Source organism: Bacteroides congonensis, assembly GCF_900130125.1.
GTDB classification, from domain to species: domain Bacteria; phylum Bacteroidota; class Bacteroidia; order Bacteroidales; family Bacteroidaceae; genus Bacteroides; species Bacteroides congonensis.
This window is the reverse complement of the sequence record NZ_FQXY01000011.1, coordinates 172,369-185,491: the sequence shown is the minus strand read 5'-3', so window position 1 is coordinate 185,491 and position 13,123 is coordinate 172,369. Positions and strand designations below refer to the sequence as shown.

Here is a 13,123-nt window from a genome sequence, read left to right as displayed (position 1 = left end):
TTATGGATAATTCAAATCAAACCCCAAGAGAACTGATGGACGAAGTGAAAGGCAAACTCATCGAAGAGTTGAACCTGGAAGAAATCACTCCGGAAGATATAGACGACGAAGCACCCCTGTTCGGAGATGAAGGCCTCGGTCTTGACTCTATCGACGCTCTCGAAATCATACTGATTCTGGAACGTGAATATGGGATTAAAATAGAAAAACCGGGTGAAGGAAAGCAAATCTTCTATTCGGTGCGCACATTGTCTGATTACATTGCAGCCAATCGTAAAGCCTGACGCATGAAGATTTATGTCACCGGACTGGGAATTGTTTCGGGCATCGGCATCGGAGTTTCCGAAAACATAGAGGCTTTGAGACAAGGGAAACATGGTATCGGAAAAGTAACTCTTTTCCCGACTGCCCTCGACGTGCCCGTATCCGAAGTGAAGCATAACAATGAGGAACTGAAACAATTGCTCGGCATCTCTCCGCAACGGACCGTCTCACGCACAGCATTGTTGGGAATGGTGGCGGCTAAAGAAGCGTTGGAAGATGCAGGACTGAATCAGAGAACATCACGGTATGCGCAGCAACCGTCACAGCATATACAGCAACCGCCACAGCAGGACTCTCAGCAGACACAGCAGGATTCTCAACCGTTACGTATCGGTTTTATTTCTGCAACTTCCGTCGGCGGCATGGATTTAAGCGAGCATTTCTATGAATCATTCAAAGAGAATCCCAAACGGGGACGACTGCGTGAAGTCATCTCCCATGACTGCGGAGCCAGTACGGAACTGATTGCTTCCTACTTGGGCATCAACGATTTCATAACAACCATCAGTACCGCCTGTTCGTCAGCCGCCAACGCTATCATGCTGGGAGCAAGGATGATTAAACACGAGTTATTGGATGCCGTTGTTGTCGGGGGGACAGATGCGCTTTGCCGGTTCACACTGAACGGATTCAACTCTCTTATGATTTTGGATAAGGCACATTGCCGTCCCTTTGACCGTTCGCGTACGGGGCTCAACCTCGGAGAAGGGGCAGGTTACTTAGTACTTCAACCGGAAAGCTCACTCCGGCGAACTCCTTATTGCGAACTTAGCGGTTACGCTAATACAAACGAAGCCTATCACCAGACGGGAAGTTCTCCAGAAGGAGACGGCGCCTTTCTATCAATGAGCGAAGCAATCGCTTCAAGCGGTATTTCTCCCGAAGAAATAGACTATATCAATGTGCACGGCACAGGCACTCCCGGCAACGACGCATCGGAAGGAATGGCATTACGGAGAATCTTCGGAGAGCACGTTCCGCCGTTCAGTTCGGTGAAAGCCTTTATCGGACATACTTTAGGAGCTTCCGAAGGGATTGAAGCGGTATATTCCGTTCTTTCCTTATATAAAGGTATGATTTACCCGAATCTGAACTTCACGGACGCGATGCCCGAAACGGGACTGATACCGGAAACGACTTTCCGGGAAGGAATCCCCGTACGCCACGTATTATCCAACTCTTTCGGTTTCGGTGGGAACGATTCATCGCTTCTCTTTTCTGCAACTACTATTCCGCAAGGAACGAACCTTTAAGTTATTATGTCTATGCAGCCAGTCTATATCCAACGCATCGCCTCGATTCATCCTCAAGGAAAACGGAATGACAGCCGTCCTTATCTCCAAGCCTGTGAGCCTGATTATAAGAATATCATTACCAATCCGACCTTACGCAGACGCATGAGCCGTATCGTAAAAATGGGGGTAGCCTGTGGATTAGAATGTATAGGCGGACTGCCGCCCGAAGAGATACAGGGAATTATCACAGCCACAGGACTAGGCTGCCTGGTCGATACGGAAAAGTTTCTGAACACACTGATAGACAATGAAGAACGGATGCTGAACCCTACCCCCTTCATCCAGTCGACATTCAATACAATCGGTGCGCAAATCGCCCTGATACGTGGGATACATGCCTACAACATGACTTATGTACACCGAGGTCTAAGTTTCGAAAGTGCTTTGCTGGATGCCATGATGAAGATTGGGGAAGGAAGCGGGCATATACTGGTAGGAGCCATGGACGAAATGACGGATACCAGTCACGCCATCCAACAGCGACTGGGGATACTAAAAGGAATAGAAGCCGGAGAAGGCGCGCAGTTTTTCCTGTTGAGCCGGGAAGTCGGAGAACACCCGCTCGCTGAAATAAAAGGGATAGAAACTTTCGCCGGGCAGCAAACGACAGAAGAAATCCAAAACCGGATTATGCGTTTTCTGCAACGGAATGGATTAAATAGCCGGGATATTCAGTGGTTTATGACCGGAAAGAATAAGCAACAATCCTGGCAGGATAATTCTTCGAAGCAGACAATCATATCTGAAAAAGATGTGCCATTGAATCAAGCAATCACCTCTGAAAGTAATGCCATTTATGAGAAACTCGAAACAAACCTCTTCCCGGAAAGTATGCATCTCAGCTTCAAAGACGAATGTGGCGAGTATCCTACCGCCTCATCGTATGCCGTATGGAAAGTAGTGAAAGAATCGGAAAACTGCACTACTCCTACGAATATACTGATTTATAATCATCACCACTCCATCAATCATTCTTTGATTCTAATCCGGAAAAGCGTATGATTATCACCTGTATCGTACTTGGTTCATTGTTGATACTGTCTTTTCTCGTCTATGCTTCTTATAGCATTCGGTCGGGGATTTATCTCCGCTCGTTTTGCAGAAAGCCTACTGGAGAAAAGGTAGTAGCCTTGACTTTTGACGACGGTCCCGACCCGATACAGACTCCGAAAGTACTGCAAATACTGAAAGAACAGCAAGCAACAGCCTGTTTCTTCTGTATCGGACACAAGGTAAAAGGAAATGAAAAACTGTTGCAGCAAATGGTAGTGGAAGGGCATCTAATTGGAAATCATTCATTTACCCATTCCGGTTTATTCCCGCTATACGGACTCTCCAGAATGAAAAAAGACCTGCAAACTTGTCAGTCTGAACTAGAACGAGTAACTTCGCAGCCGGTAACTTTGTTTCGTCCGCCATTCGGAGTCACCAATCCGACGATTGCGAAAGCCGTCCGGCAATTGGGTTACACCTCTATAGGATGGAACATCCGTACACTGGATACCCAACAGCCGTCACCGGACAAAGTACTCGACAGAATCCGGAAAGGTATTAAACCTGGTTCTATTATCTTGCTGCACGACCGGATGCCAAACAGCGGGCAACTGGTGAAACAGATACTGGATTTACTGAAAGAACAGGAATACACCGTTGTCCGGCTGGACGAACTATTGGCATAAAATAAAAACGTATGAGAACTTTAGTTACATATACATTACTTATCTTTCTGTCCGTTGTCTCTGCCCATGCGCAAGGCATGAAGAAGTTGACGCAACTTCAGGATTTTGAGAAACGCCTGGCAGAAGAAGCACAGACCGTACAATCTATCGAAAGTGATTTCACGCAAGTGAAATACCTCGACATATTCGACGAAAAAGTTACTTCCAAAGGGAAGTTCTACTACCAGAAGAGCAATAAAATCTGCATGGAATATTTCCGCCCGATGGACTATCTCATTGTGATAAACGGCAGTAAGCTCAAAATCGTTTCGGACGGCAAGAAAAACATCATGAACTTGAGCGCCAACAAGATGATGGGACAGATGCAGGATATGCTGACCGCCTGCATGATAGGCGACCTCTCCAAAATGTCATCCAACTACCAACTGGCATACTTTGAAGATGCACAATTCTACCTGGTCAAGATAAAGCCGGTCAATAAAGCCGTACAAGCCTATATCACCGGGATAGAAATCTACCTCGACAAGAAAGATATGTCGGTACACAAACTCCGCCTGTCCGAAACAGCCACGAATTATACCGAATACGAATTCTATAACAAAAAATTCAACTCCCTGAAGAATGAGACGAAGTTTGCGATTCGTTAGTCGGACGGTTCTGCTTTTCCTAGTGATGCAGTTATCGGTTTCCTGTTCTCCGCGCATAAGCGGGGAAGGCAGCATAGTGCCGCCTGCTATCGAACTGGCAAAAGGAGAAAGCTCGCAAAAGTATAATATCCAGTTGGACTTCATGAAACATCATATGAGCGGCATGCTGATAGTACGCCGTATGCCCGACAATGAAATCCGGATAGTGGCGTCCACCTATTTCGGGCTAAGCCTTTTCGACTTCTCCCTTCAAGATGGCAAGTTCAATGTCAACAGTTGCATCGAACCCATGCAGAAAGAAAAGGTACTGAAACTTCTGGAGATGGACTTCAAACGCCTGTTTCTAAGCGAGAAAAGTATTCGTGCGAAGATGTCCAAAGACGGTTCGACGGAAAAAAGAGCCAGTGGGAAAGGCTTCGGGAAATCTGTTTTATACATCACGGGCAATATTCCGGGCGACCCGGTACAAATAAAAATAAAGCATCCATGGATACGATTGACAATTCGCCTGGACAAACTATCTAAAGAGATTTAATATATGCTACTTGATAACTTCTATACGCTTCTCTCTTCCGAATCACCGGACTCAATCACCTGGACTATCCGGGTAGAACTGAATCCGGAACACGCTATTTATCAGGGACACTTTCCGGAACATCCGGTAGTTCCCGGAGTCTGTCTGCTGCAACTTATCAAAGAATGTACTGAAGGTATCCGCCGGCAAAAGTTGCAATATACGCAAGTATCTTCATGCAAGTTCCTGTCAGTCGTCAATCCTGTAAAGACACCGTGCCTGTCAGTAACGCTGACCCTCAAAGATATGGAAGAAGGCAAACTTCAGTTGCAGGCGGAAGGTACTGCTAAGATGGAAGGAACCGCAGAAAACGAATGTTTTATCAAACTGAAAGCCGTACTTACCTCAACGAAAGCATGAAGGAGCCGCAAAGTACAGCCTACTGGCACGAGAAGTTGAAACAATTGGGGATTATCGTTATCATCCCAAGTTACAACAACGGCAAGACATTGGCGGATGTCATAGAGAGTGTACGCTCCTATGCACCGGACATTCTCGTCGTCAATGACGGTTCGACGGACGAAACAGCCGGGATACTCAGTCGGGAAGCCAACCTGCAAGTCATCACCCACCCCGCCAACCAAGGAAAAGGGATAGCCTTGAAACATGGACTCTGCCACGCAAAGGCACAAGGCTTCCGCTATGCCATCACCATTGATTCGGACGGGCAGCACTTCGCTTCGGATATCCCTTCGTTCATCGAAGCCATCGAAAAGGAACCGGATACCCTGCTGGTAGGTTCGCGTAACCTTGCTTCGGACAATATGCCGGGAAAGAATACATTTGCCAATAAATTCTCCAACTTCTGGTTCACCCTCGAAACGGGAATCAAGCTGCAGGATACACAATCCGGTTACCGCCTGTATCCATTGCAACGGATGAATGTCGACAAATGGTATTATACCGCCAAGTATGAATTTGAACTGGAAGCCCTTGTTTTCGCGGCATGGGGAGATATCGCAGTCAAAAACATACCGGTACATGTCTATTATCCGCCACAAGAAGAGCGGGTTTCGCATTTCCGCCCGTTCAGGGATTTCACCCGTATCAGCATCCTGAATACGGTACTGGTATTTATCACTTTCTTGTGGATTATCCCCCGCAACTTTCTCCGCAAACTGACCTGGAAGAACTGCAAGCGTTTTTTCTCCGAACATGTCATCCATTCACCGGAATCCAACCTGCGAATCACGGCAGCCATCACACTCGGAGTATTCATGGGCATCGTTCCGGCATGGGGATACCAAATGCTGATAACCCTGTTTCTGGCACATCTGCTCCGGCTGAACAAAGTCATCGCTATTGTAGCGGCCAACATCAGTATCCCCCCGATGATTCCGTTTTTGCTGTACGGAAGTTACGCAACCGGATGCAAAGTGCTGGGCGAACCCGTCAACCTGCACTTAAATGAACTCTCTTTCGCAAATGTAAAATCAGTCATAGAGCAATATTTGATAGGAAGTATTATCTTTGCAGTCGTTTGCAGCCTGGTAGCGGGAGTCATTTCGTTCGCCCTGCTCACGACTTGTAGGAGAAAAAAGATATGACCCAGTTTTTTATCGGACTATATGATTATTTTGAAAGACACAAGATTCTGTTCTACCTGTCCCTCATCTGCTGTATCCTGTTCATGGGCTACTTTGCCCTGCAAGTGAAGTTTGAAGAGAACATCACACAGTTCTTCCCCGACACCAAAGATTCACAGAATACCATCAAGGTTTTTGATAATCTCAAGATTAAGGACAAAATCATTGTCATGCTCTCCTCTGCGGATACGTGTAATGCCGTAGAACCGGATTCCCTGATTGAAGCAGCCGGACAACTGCAACAATCTCTGACCGGAAAAGCAGGCGGGACACTGATAAAAAATATCTTCGCACAAGTAGACCAGAATCTCGTCAGCGGAGCCACCGACTTCGTTTACGACCATCTCCCACTCTTCCTGACAGACACGGATTACCAGCGGTTCGACACCCTGCTGACGCAAAAGGGAATACACGCCGCCATGCAGAAGAATTATACCAACCTTCTTTCTCCTGCCGGCATTGCATTAAGAAGCTATATCCTCAGAGACCCGCTCGGACTTGGCAGTGAAGCCCTGAAGCACTTACAGGATTTCCAGTTGGAAGCCAACTACGAAATCTACAACGAACATATCTTCTCCAAAGACGGTTCTACCTTATTGATGTTCATCACTCCGGTATTCAGCACAGGAAGCACTGGAAAGAATGACGAACTCGTCAGAATACTGGAAGAAGAACTCCGGCACGTACAAAGTGAGTCTCCTGTGATTCGGGCGGAATATTTCGGTGGTCCTTCAGTAGGAGTCTACAACGCCCGACAGATAAAAAAGGACACTATACTGACCTCTACTATTGCACTGCTCATCATCATTGTATTCATCTCATTCGTCTTCAAACGGAAGAGGTCGATACCTTTGATTATTACCCCTGTACTGTTCGGCGGACTGTTTGCCCTGTTCCTGATTTTCTTTATCAAAGGAAGCATTTCAGCTATTGCCGTAGGAGCCGGCTCGGCGGTGATGGGTATCGCACTCAGCTATTCCATCCATATGCTGGCGCATCAAAATCATGTATCCACGGTGCAACAACTGATTAAAGAAATCGCTTACCCGCTGACGGTAGGCAGTTTTACGACCATCGGGGCATTTCTGGGACTGATATTCACTAGTTCCGACCTGCTGCGCGACTTCGGTCTGTTCGCTTCCCTGGCACTGGTGGGCACTACTCTTTTCTGCCTGATTTACCTGCCTCATTTCCTAAAGGGACAGGCAGATGTGAAGCAAGGGCGTGTATTACGTATCATAGAGAAAATAAACGCTTATTCTTTCGATAAGAATAAATGGCTGGTCGGGGGCATCGCCCTTGTCACCGTCATCTGCCTGTTTACCTCACAGAAAGTAGGGTTCAACAACGATATGATGAGTCTCAACTACGAGCCTCAACATCTCAAACAATCGGAAGAGAAACTGCTGCACCTCTTCGACAGCCATGAAAAGACAGTCCTCTTTGTCAGCGTAGGCAAAGATATGGTCGGAGCTACTGAAACCTATGCAGCGACCAACCGGAAGCTATCTACCTTGAAAGAACAAGGGCTGATTAAAGAGTACGCTTCCGCCTCACAATTCCTTATCTCCCCGCAAGAACAGCAGAAACGCCTGAAGAAATGGGAAGATTACTGGACGAATGAGAGGAAGGAACAGGTTCGCGAGCATCTGGAAGCATCCGCTGCCGAATACCGCTTCCGTCCCGGAAGTTTCGACGGCTTCTGCCAATGGCTCGCCCGGCCTTTCGGCGAATATCATTACTCTTCCCAAGAGGACGATTTATCCGGCAAGCTATTGAATGAATGGCAGACATCGGCTGATTCCATAACGATGCTTATCAGCCAGATACGGATTAGCGAGACAAATAAAGAAGCGGTATATGCGCATTTCAACAAAGACCGGGATGTCGTCATCTTCGACCGTTCCTACTTTGCCAACAAATGGGTGTCCGCCATCAATGATGACTTCTACCTGATTCTGTATCTTTCTTCTTTCCTGATATTCTTTGCCTTGTGGTTCTCTTACGGACGTATCGAACTTACGTTGATGAGTTTTCTCCCGATGCTGGTCAGTTGGGTGATTATCCTCGGGCTGATGGGAATCCTGGGGATTGAGTTCAATATCATCAATATCATCCTGTCTACCTTTATATTCGGTATCGGTGATGATTTCAGTATTTTCATTATGGACGGATTGCAGAACAAGTACCGTACAGGCCAGAAAGTACTGAACTCGCACAAAACAGCCATCTTCTTCTCTGCCTTCACTACGGTGGTCGGAATGGGTGCGCTCGTTTTCGCCAAGCATCCGGCCTTGCAATCTATTTCACTGATTTCCATACTTGGAATGATAGCAGTGGTGTTGGTAGCCTATACCATCCAGCCGCTTATCTTCCGGTTCTTCATTGCAGCCCCGGCATCCAAAGGGTTACCGCCTTATACGCTTATCGGGCTGCTACGGACTGTCGCGCTCTTTCTGCTCTTCTTTATCGGATGTATCCTTCTCCGGATATTGATAGCCTTGCTCTATCTGGTTCCCGTACGCAAGAGCAGCAAGCAGCATTTCGTCTGCCGCCTGATACAGATTACCTGCAAAGGGATTCTATTATTGGCTACCGCCGTCAAAAAGGAACATATCAACAAAACCAACGAAAGGTTTGACCGTCCGGCCATTATCATTGCCAACCACCAGTCGTTTATTGATATTCTCGTGTTGCTGTCTCTTTCGTCCAAAGTCCTGATGATGACCAATCACTGGGTATGGCATTCCCCTTTCTTCGGAGCCATCATCCGCTATGCCGATTTCTATTATATAGGTGAAGGATACGAACAATATATAGAACGGATGAAGAAAAAGGTGGAAGAAGGTTATTCCATTGCTGTCTTCCCCGAAGGTACACGTACCTATAACGGAAAGATGAAGCGTTTCCACAAAGGAGCGTTTTATCTGGCGGAAACGCTGCAACTGGATATTCTCCCGATTCTGCTATACGGCAATGACAAGATTATTGCCAAAGCGCAGCCTTTCAATGTCCGCAAAGGAATCATCTATACGGAGATACTTCCGCGCATACCCGCAGGTGACCCGTCTTTCGGAGCTACCTATCAGGAGCGTACCAAACGCATATCCACCTATATGAAACAGGAGTATGCGCGTATCTGCCGGGAAAAGAATACAACGGACAACCCCGCTTTTTATGAGGCGCTTATCCAGAACTATATCTACAAAGGCCCTATCGTGGAATGGTATATCCGCATCAAGGTGAAGATGGAAGGAAATTACCGGTTGTTCAACCGGCTGATTCCCACTCAGGGACAAATCACGGACATAGGCTGCGGATTCGGCCCGTTATGCTACATGCTCTCCCTGCTGTCCGACGACCGGAATATTCTGGGCATCGACTATGACGAGGACAAAATAGCCGTAGCACAGCACGGATGGTTGCGCGGCGACCGCCTTCAGTTCAGGCACGGCAACGCACTTGAATATCCGTTGCCGGAAAGCGACGTGTTTATCCTGAACGATATGCTGCACTATATGAGTTATGAACATCAACGGTCATTGCTGTTGAAATGTGCCGGCCGGCTACGCCCGCAAGGAATGATGATTATACGTGACGGAAACTCCGCCAACACTTCCAAGCACCGCCTGACCCGGTTCACAGAGCTACTGTCCACGCGCATCTTCAATTTCAACCGGACTACCGAAGAGTTGTCCTTCACCACGGAAGCCCAACTGCGGGAGATAGCGGCAACCTGCGGCATGAACGTCGAAACCATACCCAACGACAAATATACATCAAACACCATTTATATATTCAGAAAACCGGACTGGCATGAGTAAATATGACATTATCATCATCGGAAGCGGACTGGGCGGACTGGAATGTGGAGCGATTCTCAGCAAAGAGGGATTCAACGTATGCGTAATAGAGAAAAATGCGCAGTTCGGGGGATGCTTCCAGACGTATCAGCGAAAAGGACGTTTGCTTGATACAGGCATTCATTATGTAGGAAGCCTGGATGAGGGACAGGTAATGAACCAGTATTTCCGCTATTTCGGCATTATGGACAAGCTAAAAATGAAGCGGTTGGACGCCGAAGCTTTCGATACGATTCACTACAGAGGGCAAGCGTATGATTACGCAATGGGATACCCGCAATTTATCGAGACGCTCCACCGGTCTTTCCCTCACGAGAAAGAGAACCTGAAACGCTATACCGAGCAGCTTCAAGCGGTAGGGAACCTGATTAGCGTAAACCATCTGAAACAAGGCGTCATTGCACTCGAAGGCATGAAGTACTTCTGCACTTCCGCTGCCGGACTGATTGCCGACATCACCCACGACCATACCCTGCAAAATGTGTTAGCAGGCTCCGCTTTGCTCTATGGCGGCCTGAAAGATGTTTCCACCTTCTATCAGCATGCCATGATTAACCATTCCTATATTGAAAGCGCTTACCGTTTCGTAGACGGAAGCATGCAGGTCAGTCTGGAACTGATTGACGTAATCCGGGACAATGGCGGTACGGTTCTCAACAACAGCGAAGCAACCCGCATCATCGTCGAGAACGAGAAAGTGCAGGGAGTCATTGTCAACGGTGAAGAACGGTTGGAAAGCGATTATGTCATATCGAACATACACCCCAAACGGACATTGGAAATACTGGACAAGAACCGCAGTATCAAGAATGCCTTTATCTCCCGAATCCGTTCGCTCGACAACACATACGGCATCTTCACACTTTATCTGGTAATGAAAAAGAAAAGTACTCCGTACCAGAACCGCAACATCTATCTGCATGGGAACAATAAAGTGTGGTATGACAAGTTGCTCTATCCGGGACGAACTACTAACTGCATGATTTCGATGCAAGCCTCTTCCGAGGACAGCCAATATGCCAGTGTCATCTCTATCCTGACACCGATGTATATGGATGAATTGTCTGCATGGAAGGACTCCTCTCCCGAACACCGCGGCGAGGGTTACCAGTTCTTCAAGAAAGAGAAAGCGGAACAAATACTCCGTTTCCTACGAAGACACGGCTTCGATTTCTCTGAAAACATAGAGGAACTATTCACCACTACTCCATTGAGTTATCGTGACTACACAGGTACGGTAGACGGTTCCGCATACGGAATCATCAAAGACTATAAATGCCCGCAAATCGGTTTTGTATCTACACGAAGCCGGTTGGGTAATCTATTTTTTACAGGTCAAAACCTGAATGTACATGGCGCACTGGGCGTAACACTGACAGCTATGCTTACGTGCACCGAATTTGTGGGACAGGAATATTTAGCTAAAAAAGTAGGAAATGCATAAAGTTATCAAACGAACCATCAAATATACGGGCGGCATTCTCTTGTTGCTCGTCATCGTATTAATAGGCGGAATCAGTTATCTCTACTTTTCAGCGGATATGATGACACCGCCAAAAGAGCCTAATATCATCCTGACAGAAGTACCTTATGCAGATACTATTGCTCTGGTTCCGGCAGAAGTGCTCTACAAGGATACTCTCGACCTTCGATATTATGCTGATAACTTTATGCGACGCAGTGAAAGCGGATTGTGGGAATTGTTCGTGAGAGGCGATGCCCTTGAAAGAGGGGACGCCATCGGCAAACTGTCTGCCGATTTGCTTCATCACCAAGAGAAAGTATTCGTTGACCAGATTCGTGAAATTATACCTTCAGACAGTTATCTGAAATTTCTGCGGTTCTTCATTGTACTGTTCAACCGTAATTTGGGTGAGAATGTCCCTGAAGAATATCGGGAAGAGATTTATGGAATCTCACTATCGTGCACCCACGACTACGACTTTATCGGCACTCCTTACGAACGCCAGTTGAATTACCATGCGGCACACGACTTGGGACACACCATGCAGGACTATATGTTAGTGGGATGCAGCTCGTTTGCCACCTGGGGAACTCAAAGTGCGGACTCGTCGCTGCTTATAGGGCGCAACTTCGATTTCTATGTCGGGGATGCCTTTGCAGAAAACAAACTGGTCACCTTCTGCGCACCGTCCAAAGGGTATGCATTCGCTTCCATCGGATGGCCGGGCATGATAGGCGTATTGTCCGGCATGAACGAAACCGGGCTCACCGTAACCATCAACGCGGCAAAATCCGCCATGCCGACAAGTTCCGCCACGCCTATCTCCATCCTTACCCGGGAAATCCTGCAATATGCGTCAACTATCGACGAAGCCCTCGCCATCGCCCAAAAGCGGAACACTTTTGTCTCCGAATCTATCTTGATAGGCTCCGCCAAAGACGGCAGGGCAGCTATCATCGAGAAATCTCCGGAAAAGACCGTTCTTTTCAACGGAAAGGAAAAAGACAGAATTATCTGCACCAATCATTACCAATCGGAAGCGTTCGCCAAGGACGAACGGAACATAGAAAACATACGGACTTCCGACAGTCCTTACCGCTATGCACGTCTGGAAGAACTGATTAGCGAGAACCAACCGATGAATCCGGTAAAAGCCGCTTCTATCCTGCGTAATCACAAAGGGCGGCAAAACGCCGACCTGGGACTGGCAAACGAAATGGCTATCAACCAGTTTATCGCCCACCACTCCGTCATCTTCCAACCTGAGAAGCAGTTGATGTGGGTATCCACCTCTCCGTGGCAATGCGGCAAATACGTAGCTTACGACTTGAACCTGATATTCAAAAAAGCCATCGCTCTCCGGGCTGAGATATACATTCCGGAACTGACCATTCCCGCAGATGAATTCATGCAGGAACCGGAGTTCGAGCAACTCCTTACTTACAAAAGGCTTACTCCGCTACTACTGAAAAAGATAAAAGCAAAGGAGAAAGTGGAAGACAGTCTGCTCAAGGAATACGAAGCGTCCAACCCTTCTTTCTATTATGTGTATGAAGTACTGGGCAATTACCACGAAGCTATCCGCCAGCCTCAACAAGCCGTCGGCTATTGGAAAAAGGCATTGACCAGACCGATTCCCAAACTACAAGAAAAAGAACGTATCCAACAGAAAATACAAAAACACTCTTAA

11 protein-coding genes are annotated in these 13,123 nt (G+C 47.2%); all 11 read left to right on the top strand.

The window, feature by feature from the left end; genetic code table 11:
• Nucleotides 1-2: 2 nt before the first annotated feature.
• Genes BQ7997_RS18315 through BQ7997_RS18265 form a run of 11 tightly spaced genes read left to right on the top strand, consistent with a single transcriptional unit; the run spans nucleotide 3 to nucleotide 13,123 of the window.
• On the top strand, nucleotides 3-284 hold the full coding sequence (locus tag BQ7997_RS18315; RefSeq protein WP_073347581.1) for a phosphopantetheine-binding protein: 282 nt from the start codon (nucleotides 3-5) through the stop codon (nucleotides 282-284).
• 3 nt (nucleotides 285-287) lie between these two features.
• The gene (locus BQ7997_RS18310; protein WP_073347580.1) at nucleotides 288-1,577 is read left to right on the top strand and encodes a beta-ketoacyl-[acyl-carrier-protein] synthase family protein; all 1,290 of its coding nucleotides are present in this window, start codon (nucleotides 288-290) and stop codon (nucleotides 1,575-1,577) included.
• A 12-nt stretch (nucleotides 1,578-1,589) separates the two neighbouring features.
• Nucleotides 1,590-2,621 carry a beta-ketoacyl synthase chain length factor gene (locus BQ7997_RS18305; protein ID WP_073348444.1) on the top strand — a complete coding sequence of 344 codons (1,032 nt, stop codon included), beginning with the start codon at nucleotides 1,590-1,592 and terminating at the stop codon, nucleotides 2,619-2,621.
• Nucleotides 2,618-3,298, top strand: coding sequence for a polysaccharide deacetylase family protein (locus BQ7997_RS18300; RefSeq protein WP_073347579.1), 681 nt, complete (start codon nucleotides 2,618-2,620; stop codon nucleotides 3,296-3,298). The genes BQ7997_RS18305 and BQ7997_RS18300 overlap by 4 nt, the downstream gene beginning before the upstream one ends.
• 11 nt (nucleotides 3,299-3,309) lie before the next feature.
• On the top strand, nucleotides 3,310-3,945 hold the full coding sequence (locus tag BQ7997_RS18295; RefSeq protein WP_073347578.1) for a flexirubin biosynthesis/transport protein LolA2: 636 nt from the start codon (nucleotides 3,310-3,312) through the stop codon (nucleotides 3,943-3,945).
• Entirely contained in the window at nucleotides 3,920-4,480 is a 561-nt protein-coding gene (locus BQ7997_RS18290) for a flexirubin biosynthesis protein LolB2 (RefSeq protein ID WP_073347577.1), read from the top strand. The genes BQ7997_RS18295 and BQ7997_RS18290 overlap by 26 nt, the downstream gene beginning before the upstream one ends.
• 3 nt (nucleotides 4,481-4,483) lie before the next feature.
• The gene (locus BQ7997_RS18285) at nucleotides 4,484-4,879 is read left to right on the top strand and encodes an ApeI family dehydratase (protein ID WP_022137635.1); all 396 of its coding nucleotides are present in this window, start codon (nucleotides 4,484-4,486) and stop codon (nucleotides 4,877-4,879) included.
• Nucleotides 4,876-6,066, top strand: coding sequence for a DUF2062 domain-containing protein (locus BQ7997_RS18280; RefSeq protein ID WP_073348443.1), 1,191 nt, complete (start codon nucleotides 4,876-4,878; stop codon nucleotides 6,064-6,066). Before BQ7997_RS18285 ends, BQ7997_RS18280 begins: the two co-directional genes overlap by 4 nt.
• Nucleotides 6,063-9,929 carry a 1-acyl-sn-glycerol-3-phosphate acyltransferase gene (locus tag BQ7997_RS18275; RefSeq protein WP_073347576.1) on the top strand — a complete coding sequence of 1,289 codons (3,867 nt, stop codon included), beginning with the start codon at nucleotides 6,063-6,065 and terminating at the stop codon, nucleotides 9,927-9,929. The genes BQ7997_RS18280 and BQ7997_RS18275 overlap by 4 nt, the downstream gene beginning before the upstream one ends.
• Nucleotides 9,922-11,412, top strand: a complete 1,491-nt coding sequence (locus BQ7997_RS18270) for a phytoene desaturase family protein (protein ID WP_073347575.1) — start codon at nucleotides 9,922-9,924, stop codon at nucleotides 11,410-11,412. Before BQ7997_RS18275 ends, BQ7997_RS18270 begins: the two co-directional genes overlap by 8 nt.
• Nucleotides 11,405-13,123 carry a C45 family autoproteolytic acyltransferase/hydrolase gene (locus BQ7997_RS18265; RefSeq protein WP_073347574.1) on the top strand — a complete coding sequence of 573 codons (1,719 nt, stop codon included), beginning with the start codon at nucleotides 11,405-11,407 and terminating at the stop codon, nucleotides 13,121-13,123. The genes BQ7997_RS18270 and BQ7997_RS18265 overlap by 8 nt, the downstream gene beginning before the upstream one ends.